The sequence below is a fragment of the Burkholderia sp. Ed8 genome, assembly GCF_040761425.1.
Lineage (GTDB): Bacteria > Pseudomonadota > Gammaproteobacteria > Burkholderiales > Burkholderiaceae > Burkholderia > Burkholderia seminalis.
The window spans coordinates 2,509,613-2,523,258 of sequence record NZ_CP142885.1 but is presented as its reverse complement, the minus strand read 5'-3'; the positions used below and the strand labels follow the sequence as shown (position 1 = coordinate 2,523,258).

Annotated in this window: 14 protein-coding genes; 7 read left to right on the top strand and 7 right to left on the bottom strand. The window is 67.8% G+C overall.

Features of this window, described 5'->3' with window-relative positions; all coding sequences use genetic code 11:
• Positions 1-181 precede the first annotated feature (181 nt).
• The 6 genes from VXM69_RS11575 to VXM69_RS11550 all read right to left on the bottom strand — a co-directional run bounded on the left by VXM69_RS11575 (position 182) and on the right by VXM69_RS11550 (position 6,558).
• On the bottom strand, positions 182-970 hold the full coding sequence (locus tag VXM69_RS11575) for a lytic transglycosylase domain-containing protein (protein ID WP_367188630.1): 789 nt from the start codon (positions 968-970) through the stop codon (positions 182-184).
• Positions 967-1,641, bottom strand: a complete 675-nt coding sequence (gene sctR, locus VXM69_RS11570) for a type III secretion system export apparatus subunit SctR (RefSeq protein WP_367188629.1) — start codon at positions 1,639-1,641, stop codon at positions 967-969. The genes VXM69_RS11575 and sctR overlap by 4 nt, the downstream gene beginning before the upstream one ends.
• A gap of 3 nt (positions 1,642-1,644) precedes the next feature.
• Positions 1,645-2,799 (bottom strand): type III secretion system cytoplasmic ring protein SctQ, encoded by a 1,155-nt coding sequence (gene sctQ, locus VXM69_RS11565; protein ID WP_367188628.1) that lies wholly within the window; start codon positions 2,797-2,799, stop codon positions 1,645-1,647.
• Positions 2,800-3,171: 372 nt separating this feature from the next.
• Positions 3,172-3,570 (bottom strand): winged helix-turn-helix domain-containing protein, encoded by a 399-nt coding sequence (locus VXM69_RS11560; RefSeq protein ID WP_034189412.1) that lies wholly within the window; start codon positions 3,568-3,570, stop codon positions 3,172-3,174.
• A gap of 313 nt (positions 3,571-3,883) precedes the next feature.
• Positions 3,884-6,094: a molybdopterin cofactor-binding domain-containing protein gene (locus VXM69_RS11555; protein WP_367188627.1), complete on the bottom strand. Its 2,211-nt coding sequence runs from the start codon at positions 6,092-6,094 to the stop codon at positions 3,884-3,886.
• Between the two features lie 2 nt (positions 6,095-6,096).
• On the bottom strand, positions 6,097-6,558 hold the full coding sequence (locus tag VXM69_RS11550; protein ID WP_011354470.1) for a (2Fe-2S)-binding protein: 462 nt from the start codon (positions 6,556-6,558) through the stop codon (positions 6,097-6,099).
• Positions 6,559-6,738: 180 nt separating this feature from the next.
• On the opposite strand from VXM69_RS11550, the gene VXM69_RS11545 reads away from it, so the two are divergent.
• On the top strand, positions 6,739-7,662 hold the full coding sequence (locus tag VXM69_RS11545; RefSeq protein WP_059556784.1) for an AraC family transcriptional regulator: 924 nt from the start codon (positions 6,739-6,741) through the stop codon (positions 7,660-7,662).
• Positions 7,663-7,706: 44 nt separating this feature from the next.
• Here VXM69_RS11545 and VXM69_RS11540 read toward each other — a convergent pair whose 3' ends face one another.
• The gene (locus VXM69_RS11540; protein ID WP_226104081.1) at positions 7,707-7,931 is read right to left on the bottom strand and encodes a hypothetical protein; all 225 of its coding nucleotides are present in this window, start codon (positions 7,929-7,931) and stop codon (positions 7,707-7,709) included.
• A 410-nt stretch (positions 7,932-8,341) separates the two neighbouring features.
• On the opposite strand from VXM69_RS11540, the gene VXM69_RS11535 reads away from it, so the two are divergent.
• From VXM69_RS11535 to VXM69_RS11510, 6 genes are all read left to right on the top strand, one after another.
• Positions 8,342-8,740, top strand: coding sequence for a hypothetical protein (locus tag VXM69_RS11535; protein WP_367188626.1), 399 nt, complete (start codon positions 8,342-8,344; stop codon positions 8,738-8,740).
• A 1,073-nt stretch (positions 8,741-9,813) separates the two neighbouring features.
• On the top strand, positions 9,814-10,137 hold the full coding sequence (locus tag VXM69_RS11530; RefSeq protein WP_069707117.1) for a hypothetical protein: 324 nt from the start codon (positions 9,814-9,816) through the stop codon (positions 10,135-10,137).
• A gap of 111 nt (positions 10,138-10,248) precedes the next feature.
• The gene (locus tag VXM69_RS11525; RefSeq protein WP_367188625.1) at positions 10,249-10,839 is read left to right on the top strand and encodes a hypothetical protein; all 591 of its coding nucleotides are present in this window, start codon (positions 10,249-10,251) and stop codon (positions 10,837-10,839) included.
• 73 nt (positions 10,840-10,912) lie between these two features.
• Positions 10,913-11,194 carry a hypothetical protein gene (locus VXM69_RS11520; RefSeq protein ID WP_069707110.1) on the top strand — a complete coding sequence of 94 codons (282 nt, stop codon included), beginning with the start codon at positions 10,913-10,915 and terminating at the stop codon, positions 11,192-11,194.
• 44 nt (positions 11,195-11,238) lie between these two features.
• The gene (locus tag VXM69_RS11515; RefSeq protein ID WP_367188624.1) at positions 11,239-12,837 is read left to right on the top strand and encodes a chemotaxis protein CheA; all 1,599 of its coding nucleotides are present in this window, start codon (positions 11,239-11,241) and stop codon (positions 12,835-12,837) included.
• Between the two features lie 155 nt (positions 12,838-12,992).
• Positions 12,993-13,577 carry a hypothetical protein gene (locus tag VXM69_RS11510; protein ID WP_367188623.1) on the top strand — a complete coding sequence of 195 codons (585 nt, stop codon included), beginning with the start codon at positions 12,993-12,995 and terminating at the stop codon, positions 13,575-13,577.
• Positions 13,578-13,646 lie beyond the last annotated feature (69 nt).

The following is a 13,646-nucleotide window of genomic DNA, read 5'->3' as shown; positions in this document are numbered from 1 at the left end:
TTCGAGTGTACGGACGCCCCCGGCGACGGGAACACCGCTGTTTCGTAGCGGCAGGAAGGGGCCGGCGCCCGGGCGCCGCGCGGGCTACGAGACGGGCGCCGCGTGCGGCAGCCGTGCCGCGCGGCGTGGTTCGGACCCCTGAAAGCGACGCGCGTGCAGGGCGCCGCGCGCGCTCATGCGGTCACTGATCGAGACACCGCACGCACAGCCGCTTCGTCTGGCTCGCCGACAAGCCGTGGCACATCATCACGACCGGGCGCGCATGGCACGACGGCGGGTCGGCGGAGGCAGCCGGCAACGGCAGCCTGCGCGCGCGATCGGGCGGCGTGGTCGCGGCCGCGTCCATGCGTCGCTGCCGCGCCGGCGGCGGCACGTCACGCACCACCGGGATCGGTTCGACGCCGCCTTCGCGCGCGTTGCGCTGCGCGCTCGCGACGACGCGGCTCACGTAGCCGCTCGAGAAGCCGGTCGTGAAGTTGCCGCTGTAGTAGCACGACAGCGCCGCGCGCAGTGCGGCCTGCGTGGCGCGGCCGGTGCCCGACGAGCGCGCGAAGCATTCGGTCAGGATCGCGCCGCCGGCCTGCAGGTTGCGGCATGGCTCGAACATCGTCGTTTCGTCGAGCCCGTATTTCGCGAAGTTGCGCGCGTTCACCTGCGCGAGGCCGACGCTGTAGCTGTAACCGCGCGACGACAGTTCGCGCGCGGTCGCGCGCGCTTCGTCGAGCGACGCGGGCTGGCGCGTCAGGTGGCCGCCGACCACGCCGATCGCATACGGATTGAAGCCCGACTCGGTGCGCACCAGCGCGGCGAGCGTGTCGGGATCGACGTTCGGCGCGCAGGCGCGCGCGAGTCGAGCGAAACCCGCGGCGGCGCCGGCCGCCCGCGCGTCACGCGGCTGCAGGCCCGCCAGCGCGAGCACGACCAGCGCGCACAGGCACGCCGCCGTGATTCGCAGGCCGCGCGCGTTCATCCCACACCCGCCACGCGGTACGACATCACGAGCCCGTGCACGAGCAGCGACCAGCCGTCGAGCGCGACGAACAGCAGCAGCTTGAACGGCACCGAGATCGTCGTCGGCGAGATCATCTGCATCCCGAGCGCGAGCAGGATGTTCGCGACCAGCAGGTCGACGACGATGAACACGATGTAGATCACGAAACCGATCTGGAACGCCTTCGTCAGCTCGGCGAGCGTGAAGCTCGGCACCAGCACGAGCAGGTCGTCGTCCTTGATGCCGTCGGCGCGGTGCTTCGGCCAGACCGACGTCGCGGTGCGCACGAAGAACTCGCGGTCGCGCTGCCGCGTGTGCGACACGAGGAATTCCTTGATCGGCGGCAGCGCGGCATCGGCGAGCGCGCCGACGTCGGCCGTCGACAGCTGTCCCGACGCGTCGAAGTGGCGCGCCTGCAGCGCATCGCGGATCGACATCCCGACGGGCGCCATGATGAACAGCGACAGGATCAGCGCGATGCCGTTCAGCACGAGGTTCGGCGGCACCTGCTGGATGCCGAGCGCGGAGCGCAGCAGGCCGAGCACGACCACGAGCTTCGTGTAGCTCGTCACCATCAGCGCCGCGAACGGCGCGATGCCGAGCGCGGCGATCACCGCGATCAGCGCGACCGGGTTCGGCAGGTTGCCCATCGTTCAGCGCTCGCGCGGCGCGGGTTGCGTCAGCGTGACGACGCGCACGCCGAGTTTCTGGCCGACCGCGATCAGGTGGCCGGTGCCGATCAGCATCCCGTTCGCGACGAGATGGATCACGCTCTGGTTGATCCCTTGCTGCAGTTCGATCACGGCGCCCGGCTGCAGCGTGCTCAGCTCGCCGAGCGGCATCGACGCGGGCGGCAGCTCGAAGCGCAGGTCGACCGCGAGGCCGTCGAGCGTGCGCGGCGCATCGGCGGATGGCGCATCGTGTGTCGTGACGGGCGCGTGGTCGGTGCGGGTCGGTTCCAAAGGCATCTCCCTGATTCGTTCGACGGTCAGCCGGTTGCCCGACGGCCGTCCGGTGATTTCCCACGCCGGCGCGGCCGGCAGTCGCGCGACGCACAGCAGGTTCTGCTCGTGCGCCTGCCAGCGTTCGATCGCGATGATGTCGCCGCCGACGACGTCGGCCAGTTCGGCCGTCGTCAGCTCGGTGCGGCCGATCTCGAACACGAGCGGCACGGGCAGGTTCGCGTAGGCCGCGCGCGCATCGGCGAGCGCGGCCGGCGCGGTCGCGAAGAACACGGCCAGTGCATCCGGCACGTCGAACAGCAGCGCGCCATGGCAACGCCACGCGGCATCGGCACGCCGCAGCTCGAAGCGCAGCGCGGCCGGCGCCGCACGCCAGGCCGGCACGCGCTCGGGCGGCGGCAGCAGCTCCACGCGCTGCCGCGTCGCGGCCTGCAGCACGGCCGCGAGCGGCGCGCCCAGGTCGGCGAGCAGCGCCGCGCGGATCACGGCCGGCACGGCCGGATCGGCTGCGTCGCCGAGCCATTCCGTTTCCGCGACCGGATCGATCCACAGCGTGCCGGTGGCCGGGCCGATGACGAAGCGGTACGCGTGCGCATCGGCGGCCGGCTCCGCGTCGACGCGCCAGCGCACCTCGTACGCGTGCTCGCCGAGCGTGACCGGGACGGCGCCCGTCGCGCCGTACGCGTGCGACAGCCCGCGCGCGGCGGCGGCGGACAGGCGCGGCAGGTACGGCGACGCGTCGAGCGCGACCGCCGCCGGCGCAGCGGCGGGGGGCGCGGAAGCGGCGGGCATCGCCCGGCTCGCGGCGTCGCCGGCGTCGGCATTCGTCAGGAACTGCGCAGGCACGGCGGGATCGGGGCGGATTCGGCGTTGATTCGACGGGTTGTTCCGGGGCCGGCGGCGCCGTAGGGCGCGCGGCTGCTGCGTCGATTGTAGGGACGGCCATGGCCGCGTGCCGGGCCGGAATCCGTAGTCGCACGCATCGTGCGGCGATCGAGCTAGCGGGGTGCTACGAAGCGTGATGAAGCCGGGCAGGCGGCGGCCGGCGCCCAAAAGCAACCGCCGCCCGGAGGCGGCGGTCGGGTCGCGACTGGCTGGCGGGCCGGAGGGCGTGCAGGCCGGATCCGGCTGGCAGGCCGCGAGGCGCTGCGGCTGGGCGCAGCGCGGTGGGGGGGACGTGGCCGCTGCGCCGCGAGCAGGCGGCGCGCGGGGGCAGCGTCACGCGTAGTCGGCGGCCATCGCCGGTTGCGGCGCGGCACGCAGGACCGGCGCGGCATCGTGGCGCTCGACGTGCGTCATGGCCGCACCGAACAGCACCAGGCGATAGCCGACCGCGTAGATCGGGATGATCCGCAGGTTCTTGTCGTGTTCGAGCTGCAGCTTCGAACGGATCCGCGAGATATGGGTGTCGAGCGTGCGCGACGACACGCCGAGCTCGCGGCCCCACACGGCTTCCTGGATTGCCTGCCGCGGCACGATCTTGTTCATGTTGTCGAGCAGGAATTCGACGACGTCGAATTCGCGCGGCGTCACGTCAACGACCTTGTTGTCGATTTCGATCGTGCGGCGCACGAAGTTGATTTTTATGTTGTCGATGTACAGGTATTTGCAATCCATGGTGGCCCTCACATGTCCATTAAGGAGTGTTTGCGGGTCCTGTGCTGCAACTTTCGGGCCAGGCAGAGGATTATCGAGCGCCGACCGGCGGCGGCACGGCTGCGCGCGGCCCGGCAGCCTTGAATTTAAAAGAATTTTTAACGGGAGAGGCGCGGCGGACACTGAAGGGGTCCGAGCATCATTGAAGGATTGTTACGTAGCATCGGGTGGGGATGTTACGGGTGACGGGCGTTACGTCTGACGTAACGCGAGGGGCGGCTGGATGGAGACCGGCCACGGGGGCGTTTCGCCCCGCGGCCGGTGCGCCTGCACATCAGGCCTTCGCGCCCTCCGCCGCATCGAACGGCAGCACGTAGTGCCGCTTGCCCGTCGCCGCGAAGATCGCGTTCGCCACGGCCGGGCCGACCGGCGCGACGCCCGGCTCGCCGACGCCGGTCGGCGCCTCGGCCGACGGCACGATATGCACTTCGACCTTCGGCATCTCGGCCATCCGCAGCACCTGGTAGCCGTCGAAGTTGCGCTGCTCGACCTGGCCGTCCTTCAGCGTGATCGCGCTGTGCATCGCCGCGCCGAGCCCGAAGCCGATGCCGCCCTCCATCTGCGCGGCGACGATGTCGGGATTGATCGCGATCCCGCAATCGACCGCGCACACCACGCGCTCGACCTTCACCTTGCCGTCCGCGTCGACCGACACCTCGGCGACCTGCGCGACATAGCTCTTGAACGCCTCGGCGACCGCGATCCCGCGCCCGCGGCCCTTCGGCAGCGGCTTGGCCGGATCCCAGCCGGCCTTCTGCGCGGCGAGATCCAGTACCGCGCGCATCCGCGGTTCCTTCTCGAGCAGGTCGCGGCGGAACGCGTACGGATCCTTGCCCGCCGTGTGCGCGGCTTCGTCGATGAACGCCTCCACCGCGTAGGCCGTGTGCGAGCTGCCGACCACGCGCCACCACAGCACCGGCACGCCGGTCTTCGCGGTGGTGAGCTCGACCGACACGTTCGGCACCGCGTACGGCAGGTTCGCCGCACCCTCGACCGACGTCGCGTCGACGCCGTTCTTGACCATGAACGCTTCGAACGGCGTGCCGGCGAGGATCGACTGGCCGACGATCCGGTGGCGCCAGCCGACCAGCTTGCCGTCCGCGGTCAGGCCCGCGTCGAGCTTGTGGAAGTACATCGGGCGGTACAAGCCGCCCTGGATGTCGTCCTCGCGCGTCCACTGCAGCTTGACGGGCTTGCCGTCCGCGCCGAGCGCCTTCGCGATCGACACGGCCTCGACCACGTAGTCCGACCACGCGTTCGCGCGCCGGCCGAAGCTGCCGCCCGCATACAGCGTGTGGATCTGCACCTGTTCGGGTTTCAGCCCCGCCGTCCTGGCCGCGTTGGCCTGGTCGACGGTCTGGAACTGGTCGCCGGCCCAGATTTCGCAGCTGTTCGCCGTCAGCTTGACGACCGCGTCGAGCGGCTCCATCGGCGCGTGCGCGAGATACGGGAATTCGTACGACGCGCTGATCTTGCGCGCCGCGCCCGCGATCGCCGCGTCGGCGTCACCGTCCTTGCGCGCCGACGTGCCGGGCTTGTCGGCGAGCTGGCGGTATTCGCGCATGATCTCGCCGGACCCGCGTTTTTCCGCGTGCGCGTCGTCCCACTCGACCTTCAGCGCGTCACGGCCCTGTTTCGCGGCCCAGAAGCCGTTCGCGACGACTGCCACGCCGCCCGGCACCTGCACGACCGACACGACGCCCGGCACGGCCTTCGCGGCCGTCGCGTCGAACGATTTCACCGTGGCGCCGAAGCGCGGCGCGCGCTGCAGCAGCGCGATGCGCATGCCGGGGAAGGTCGTATCGAGCGTGAAATGCGCGGTGCCGTTCGATTTCGCCGACGCGTCGACGCGCGGGATCCGGTGCCCGATCAGCTTGAAATCGGCCGGCTGCTTCAGCGTGACCTTGTCGGGCACGGGCAGCTTCGACGCATCGGCGACGAGCGTGCCGTACGGCGCCGTCTTGCCGCTCTTCGCGTGCGTGACGACGCCATTGGCGGTCGTCAGCTCGCTGGCCGGCACCTTCCAGCGGGCCGCGGCGGCCGACACCAGCATCGCGCGCGCCTTGCCGCCCGCTTCGCGCAGCTGCTGCCACGAGTTCGCCATCGCCGAGCTGCCGCCGGTGCCCTGCATCGTGCCGAACGCGAGGTTCGCGTAGCGCTTCGCATCGGCCGGCGCGCTTTCGACGCGCACGTTCGACCAGTTCGCGTCGAGCTCCTCGGCGACGATCGTCGCGATGCCCGTATACGCGCCCTGGCCCATTTCGACGTGCTTCGCGATGACCGTGACGGTGCCGTCGGGCGTGATGCGCAGGAATGCGTTCGGCGCGAAACCGGCTTCGGGCGCGGTCGCGGCGAGCGCGCGGCGGCCGAAGCCGGTGAAGTCGAAGCCGATGGTCAGGCTGACCGCGGCCGCGGCCCCCGCGGTCTTCAGGAACGTGCGGCGCGACGGACGCACGGAGCCGGTGTTGTCGAGTTCGATCGTCATGGTCAGGCTCCCAGCGTCGCGGCTGCGTCGTGGATCGCGGCCCGGATGCGGGCGTAGGTCGCGCAGCGGCACAGGTTGCCGTTCATCGCGGCATCGATGTCCGCGTCGGTCGGCTTCGGGTTCTGTTCCAGCAGCGCGGTGGCCGACATGATCTGGCCGGACTGGCAGTAGCCGCATTGCGGCACCTGCAGCTTGACCCAGGCGGCCTGCACGGCGTGCGCGGGCTTGCTCTGCAGGCCCTCGATCGTCGTGATGTGCTTGCCCGCGATGCCGGCGAGCGGCAGCACGCACGAGCGGACGGCCTGGCCTTCGAGATGCACGGTGCACGCGCCGCACTGCGCCATGCCGCAGCCGAACTTCGTGCCGGTCAGTCCCGCGTGTTCGCGAATCGCCCAGAGGACGGGCATCGACGGATCGGCGTCGAGCGTGACGTTCTTGCCGTTCAGGACAAACGAGGTAGGCATTTTTATGTCTCCATGGGGAAAACCCGCCATACGGGCAGGTTAGCCGGGAGTGTGCGCGAGCCGCCGCTTTTTGCGTCTACCCAATCCTGCAAATTTATTGAACAATCCTGCAAATCCCCGGCACGCGGCGGGCCGTTTCGCTATGCTCCCGCGACACGGGAAATCATTCGAGGATGCGTCATGGACATGACCGATATCGTGGCGTCGCGCGAATCCGGGCGGCGCGAGCTGGCATCGCTGATCGGCCGTTTCGCACCGGCCGACGGCTCGCATTCGACGGCCGTGCCGGGCTTGATGCTGCATCGGCACACGCGTCCGGTCGATCTCGGCTGCGGCGTGTCGCGGGCCGCGCTGGTGATCGCCGCGCAGGGCGCGAAGCGCGTGATCGTGGCCGGTCACGCTTACGAATACGACACGCACAATTGCCTGATTACGTCGATCGACTTGCCGATCCTCTCGCGCGTGACGCGCGCGTCGCCGGAGGCGCCGTACCTGTGCTTGTCGCTGACGCTCGATCCGCAGCGCATCGTCGAGCTGGCGGCCGAGATGCGGCTGCCCGAGCCCGATGCGGGTCCGGAAGGCGAGGGGATCGCGCTCGCCGAACTGACGCCGCCGCTGCTCGACGCCGCGCTGCGACTGTTGCGCCTGCTCGATACGCCTGCCGACATTCCGGTCGTCGCACCGTTGATCGAAAAGGAAGTGCTGTACCGGCTGATGACGAGCGGGCAGGGCACGCGGCTGCGACACATGGCCATCGCGGGCAGCCAGACGCACCGGATCGCGCGCGCGATCGAATGGATCCGCGATCACTTCGCGGAGCCGATGCGCGTCGAGTCGCTCGCGCAGGCGGTCAACATGAGCGTGTCGTCGCTGCACCATCATTTCAAGCACGTGACGACGCTGAGCCCGCTGCAGTACCAGAAGCAGTTGCGGCTGCACGAAGCGCGGCGGCTGTTGCTGCGGCAGGGCGGCGACGTCGGGTCGGTCGCCGCCGTCGTCGGCTACGAAAGCGCATCGCAGTTCAGCCGCGAATACAGCCGGCTGTTCGGCGCGCCGCCGATGCGCGACGTCGTGCACCTGCGGAAGAAGGAATTGCTCGGCTGAGGTGCCGCCGGCACCGGCCGGCACGTGTCTCGGGCGGTGCGCGGTCATTCATCGCCGTCTCCTTCGTCGAGCATCTCGAGGAACCACAGGTCGATCTGTCCGACGGCGTCGCGCACGCGCTCCATCCCGCTGCACGGGTGCCGTTTCGGCAAGCGCCGGTCCGCCTGTTCCGATGTCGACGAAGCGCCACGACAGGCGCTCCGGTTTCGCTGACAACCCCGTTGATGCTTGAATGGCGCAAGCGCCGATCGATCGGTGGTGATCTTCATCGCCGTTTCCCCGACACGCAGGTTGCGAGCGGGCCGCCGCCGGTGCTCCGTGTGCCGTGGCGTGCCGCTCGGTGAGAGCCGGACATCAGGCAATCGGCATGCCACGGACGACACGCCGCCGCCGGGCGCGGGCACGGCCATGCCTTCGCCGATCGACAGGCGTGCAGGCGTTTCACGCGTGAATCGTGGGGACAGGCGAATGAGCCGGGCGAGCGCCGGATCAATGCGATTCGATACGATGAAACGCTCGATAAATCAGGCTTTTACGAGATTGTTAACGTAAGGCGCACGTTGAATCGGCATGTTTCATCGATGAGAATCGAGCGGATAAATGCTTGAAAACGTTTCTCGAATGTGTCGCATCCTCGGGGTGTATCCGGCGTGAAAGGTGGGTTGAGCCGGAATGAAAAATGGTGCTTGTGCTTTTGCCGGCATTCCATGTTTACATTTGTTTTAATTATTACGCCGGTAACGGTCGCGATGGCAACATTTTTCGTCGCGCGATCGTGTCGGTATTTTCACGAATGAATCAAATTCGTTTTGCCGAACCGGGGATAAGCAAGCCGAAGACGCATCGAAGGCCGTTGCGTCTGGCGCCGGGGCCGTACGCAGGGTGGATCGATTCTCGTTCGTTTTCGCACGGAAGCCGGGCCGCATACGCATCGAAGCGTCGTTCGTCAGTGGAAACACGGATGCCGCCCGGCGGGCGACGCGGCGCGCTTCTCAAGTTTGAAACACCCGTTCAACCTGCCGTCCGGCAACGCGCCGCGGGCTGGATTCGTCCGTCTAATCACGGGATTGCGTCATGAAGCGCAGCGATCGCGACGTGTGCCAAACCTTTGCCGCGATACATTCCTGAAACAAAAAACGACGTTTCCGGCGAAAAGCCGCGGCCTGGCGGCGGTTCGGCGCGCGCAACGAACGATGGCGCAACGCGTGGCACGCTGCTTGCGGTATTGGACGCATCGGCGGGCGGTCGACACGATGCAACAAAGATGTGGGGGCGACCAACTCGTCAGTGAGCAGTCGGGGAAACGGCGATGAAGACCATAAGCAGTAGTGTGATCCGCGCGTATTTTGCGCACCAATGGGGTAGTCGGAGAAATCGGGGTGTTGCTCACGACGCAGTGCCGGCGTCGCGGGTATTCCATCGCTTTCCCGGCGTCCGCGCCGGCCGCCTGCCGCGGCGGTTGTCGCGCCTCGTGACGAGCGGGCGACAGGGGTGCCCCCTTTCATTCAGTTCACCCGGATGGGTCAGGCTGTTCGTGCCGGACAGTGTGACGCCGTTTCGTCTTCAACCGTGCAGGGCGGTTTCGATCGCGCCGGGCCAGTACCGGCGCCGGCCGGATTAGATCGAACGCACGTCGGCCGGATTAGATCGAACGCACGTCGGCCGGATTGTCCGGACGCCCTTTCTTCGCCAGCTCAGGGAGCAAACATGCCATCTGTCTGCAATGCGGCACCGTCGTCGCTCGGCTGACGAGCGCCATTTGAACGGCTGTCGTATTTTGCGGTGGTATATATTCGCGCATTTTTGATTTCGAAACGAATGCCAATGCCGGTATCCGTTTTCGACGGGGTATCGAAAATCGTGAGCCGGAGGATGCGCGCGTCATTCCGGTTGCGAAATTGGAGGTGTTTTTTTAAAAATATTCAATGGTCATAAAAATAATAGAAAACACCTACGCATAAATTTTGGACAAGCTGAAAACATAAAACTAGACTTCGGCTGTCAAAAATAGACAAAAAATTAAAATTAAGAGCCAGCACGAATTTCTTGATTTGATAGTAATCCTTATTTTTTAAGGATTGCTCGAGGCAGGAAGGTTGATGGCGTGCAGTCTTCCTTGCTCATTCTCTCCACGCCGTTATGGAGTCGACCATGAAGAAGCTTCTGATTGCAGCAGCAGTTCTGGCGGTTTCGGGTGCAGCGTTTGCAGGCAGCGGCACGGTGTCGAGCAGCAATTCGTCGAGCGGTGGCCAGACGATGGCCGGGGTCGTCGGGTTCGGCCACTTCTCCGCAACCGATTCGGGCTCGGCACTCGGCGCAGCCGGTGCAACGGCCGGTGGCGGCAGCAGCGGTTCGATCTCGTACACGAACCACACCCAAACGTCGACCGTCGGCGGCTTCGGCTTCGGCGGCGCACAGGCTGGTGGCAGCAGCGGCGCGAATGCCGGTTCGACCGGCTGGACGTATCACCACTAAGCCGCGGCGCGTAGCGTTCGTCATTGGCTGGCGGTACGGATGCCGGGTTCTGCCCCGCGAGGGCCAGCCCGGCTCCGCCACCGTCGAACTTCCTCACAGCAAGGAATTGCTATGAAAGCCAAAGTCATATTAGCGACAGCGCTCACCGTCCTATCGTCGGCCGCATTGGCAGCAGGTTCGTTCACGAACAACCAGACGCAATCCGTCGCAGCGGGTGTGTCCGGTTCGGTACTGGTCGGGTCCGGCAGCTATACGAGCAATTCGACATCGACGGCTGGTGCAAGCGCCGGCAGTACCGTGACACCCGCCGGTTCCGCCGGCACCGCATCCGCCTTCCACAACTCGACTTCGACGGCCAGCGGTTCGGGCACGAACGGAGGCGCGTTCGCGGCAGGCGGCGGTATCGGTGCCGCAGGCTCGTTCGCTGGAAACAGCAAAACGAACGAGAACGCGAATGCGCTGTCGGGAGGGGTGACCGCCACGATCGTACTCGGCGCGAACCACTACACGGCCACGGGTGCGAACGACAACGGCAACGCCAACGCGGGCGCCGCCGGGCTGACGGGCAGTGGTGGGTCGGGCGCGATCGCGGGTTCGAATCACTACAACTCGTCGACCGTGTGGAGTACCGGTCCGGCCGGTTCGCCGTCCGCATCGGGCGGAAGCCAGGGCAGTTCGAGCGCGACCGGGAGCAGTCATTAGTCAGGTGTGGGGGGGACCAGTTTCCCAGCGACGCTGGTCTCTTTTCCGCATTGTTGTCACGTAAGGAGTTGGCATGAAGCAGAACCTGATTGCCGCCGCTCTGATGTTCGCGTCTCTGACGGCGTATGGCGCTGACCGTGCTGCCGATGGTGGGCAATCGACTATGCAGACGTCAAACAATCCTGACCAGACAACCAAACCGTCAGAACAACAAACGCTTTCGTCGGGCAATGCCATCGGCGGACCGGATGCCCAGCAGTGGCAGGGCGTGTCGGCCGGCTCGTGGTCCCAGCTGGGCAGCGGCTGGAAGCAGTTCGGGGAAGCAGCGAAAACTGAAGGCATTCAGGGGAATTAGTACGGTTGCCTGGGTCGGAGGTCAAACCTCGTCCGGAGAGTGAAATGAACAGCAACAGGATCAAGGTGGCATGCGCGGCGATGTTCGCGATGACCACGATCGGTGCCCACGCGCAAACCGCCGACTCGACGTCGAGCGCGCAGTCCTCGACGTCGTCGACGGCCGTCAGCCAGGGTGGCGGTTCGAGCATGAACACGAACACCACGAGCTCGCGCGGCGGCAATGCCACCAGCTCCAGCGGGGTGCGCAGCAGCGGCAATTCGAGCGTGAACGTCAACGTGACGATGCCGTCCAGCACCAGCGGCGGCACGAATGTGACGCCGCAGTCGCTGCAGTCGTCGGGCGCGCCCGGCACCAACCCGTACAACACCCAGACCTCGGAAAACGTCAACTACTCCGGTACGCAGACGATCAAGACGAACCCGTCGATCCAGGCGCCCGGCCTCACGACCACGCTGTCCGATACCTGCATGGGTTCGGTGAGCGTCGGTGTGTCGTTCCCGGGCTTCGGCGCGACGGGCGGCACGACGCTGGTCGACCAGGCCTGCGTCCGGCGTCTCGATGCGCGTGAATTCCGTGCGATGGGCCTGACCGATGTGGCGCTCGCGCTGCTGTGCCAGAGCGATGCGAACCGGCGCGCGGTGGAAGCGACCGGCCACCTGTGCCCGGGCACGACCGCGCCGCTCGCGCGTTCGAACGTGGCGCCGAGCGTGGAAGCGACCGTCGCGGACGACGTGAAGTATCGCGACCCGATCGTGCGCGACCGCATGGGCCTGCCGCCGCTCGGCTCGGCCGCGCCGGCATCCGCGCCGACGCGTCCGATCCAGACGACGTCGGTGCAGGCAGCGCCTGTTTCGGTGCCGGTTCCGATTCCGGTGCCGGCGGTCGCGCCGGTCGCCGCCGCCCCGGCCGTCGCCGCGGCCACCCCGGCGGTCGCGTCGCCCGCTGTTGCCGCCGCGGCGCCGGCAGTGGCTGCACCGGCGGCAGCGGCGCCCGCGGTTGCTGCGGCACCTGCCGTCGCCGCCGCGCCTGCCGCCGCGGTCGTACCGGCAGCCGCGATGGCAGCCGTGCCGGCTGCGGCCGTCATTGCCGCGCCGGCGGTGGCCGACAAGGCATCACAAGCGCCTGCCACGCCGGTTGCCGACACGAAGGCGCCGGAGCCCGCCCAGCCGGTTGCCGACACGAAGGCGCCCGAGCCCGCGCAGCCGGTTGCCGACACGAAGGCGCCCGAACCCGTGCAGCCCGTCGCCGACAAGGCACCGGAGCCGATGCCGGCCGCCACCGACAACGCAGCGCAGGCCGCAGGCGAACCGGTTGCCGAACCGATGCCGGCCGCTGCCGTCGTCACGGCGCCGGCAGCCGATGCAAAGGCTGCCGAGCCGGCGCCGCAAGCGACTGTCGAAGCGCCCGCTCCGCAAGCCGCGCTGCCTGAGGCAGCAGCGCCGGCCGACATGCCGACTGCCGACGCGAAGGTGCCAGAAGCGGCCGAATCCGCTGCCGCACCGGCTGCGCCCGCCGCCGACATGCCGGCGTTGAGCGACCCGGCCCAGGCGTTGCCGCCGGCCACGGTCGACCAGCAGGCCGCACCGGCCGCACCGGTTGCGCCGGCGCCGGCCGTCATCTCGACGAGCACGTCGTCGTAAGCACGCGGGGCTGTCTGCCGCGCGGCCGAATGCCGGTCGCCCGGCCGGCGCCCGGCCCCGATGCCCGATGGACGTTTCCGGTTGGACGGGTGTTGGTCCCATCCCCGAGATCAACACCTCTTTTTGCCTGACGAGGATGCAAGGAGGCCTCAATCATGAGGATCTTTTTGGTCGCTTTGCTGCTGGTCAGCGTGCAAGCCGCTGCGCAGACGGTTTTCCAGAATCCCGCGGTGTTCGTGATCCTGAGCGAGCAGACCGCCGCGAATGCCGTGAGCGTTCAGCAGGCGCTGACGACGCTGGGCCGCGCCGACAACACCGCATGCGCGCCGATGGTGATGATCGGCGATCCGCAGATGGTCTACATGATGCCGGAGCAAGGTCATGCGCCGTCGTGGAAGTCGCCGGTATACGGTCGCGGCGCGCCGTTCGAAGCGCAGAACGACCCGACGTCGACGGGCAAGACGGTCGGCGCGATGCAGCATGCCGAGGACATGCAGACGCAGCCGTGGAGCGACGGCAGCGCGATCACGCAGAAGATCGCCGGCGAGTCGAGCGTGACGGCGGCGGACCGCGTGAGCGGGTGGCAGCACAGCGGGCTCGACAGGATCGAGACGGCCCGGGCCGAGGACGTGACGGTGAACGGCAAGACCTACCATGCCTATCGCGACGATCTCAACACGTCGGTGAAGCCGGCCATCGAGCCGCAGATCTACACGCAGCGCGTCGTGTTCTGCCGATAACGAAACATCGATTCGAGGACGGGGCGGCGCCGCGCCGCGGGACCACGGGCCCCGCCGCATGCGATCCGG

Coding starts and splice junctions, on each gene's coding strand:
- VXM69_RS11575 (WP_367188630.1), bottom strand. CDS start 970: ATGAACGCGCGCGGCCTGCGAATCACGGCGGCGTGCCTGTGCGCGCTG.
- VXM69_RS11560 (WP_034189412.1), bottom strand. CDS start 3,570: ATGGATTGCAAATACCTGTACATCGACAACATAAAAATCAACTTCGTG.
- VXM69_RS11535 (WP_367188626.1), top strand. CDS start 8,342: ATGGTGCTTGTGCTTTTGCCGGCATTCCATGTTTACATTTGTTTTAAT.
- VXM69_RS11520 (WP_069707110.1), top strand. CDS start 10,913: ATGAAGCAGAACCTGATTGCCGCCGCTCTGATGTTCGCGTCTCTGACG.
- VXM69_RS11545 (WP_059556784.1), top strand. CDS start 6,739: ATGGACATGACCGATATCGTGGCGTCGCGCGAATCCGGGCGGCGCGAG.
- VXM69_RS11550 (WP_011354470.1), bottom strand. CDS start 6,558: ATGCCTACCTCGTTTGTCCTGAACGGCAAGAACGTCACGCTCGACGCC.
- VXM69_RS11525 (WP_367188625.1), top strand. CDS start 10,249: ATGAAAGCCAAAGTCATATTAGCGACAGCGCTCACCGTCCTATCGTCG.
- sctR (WP_367188629.1), bottom strand. CDS start 1,641: ATGGGCAACCTGCCGAACCCGGTCGCGCTGATCGCGGTGATCGCCGCG.
- VXM69_RS11540 (WP_226104081.1), bottom strand. CDS start 7,931: ATGAAGATCACCACCGATCGATCGGCGCTTGCGCCATTCAAGCATCAA.
- VXM69_RS11510 (WP_367188623.1), top strand. CDS start 12,993: ATGAGGATCTTTTTGGTCGCTTTGCTGCTGGTCAGCGTGCAAGCCGCT.
- VXM69_RS11530 (WP_069707117.1), top strand. CDS start 9,814: ATGAAGAAGCTTCTGATTGCAGCAGCAGTTCTGGCGGTTTCGGGTGCA.
- VXM69_RS11515 (WP_367188624.1), top strand. CDS start 11,239: ATGAACAGCAACAGGATCAAGGTGGCATGCGCGGCGATGTTCGCGATG.
- VXM69_RS11555 (WP_367188627.1), bottom strand. CDS start 6,094: ATGACGATCGAACTCGACAACACCGGCTCCGTGCGTCCGTCGCGCCGC.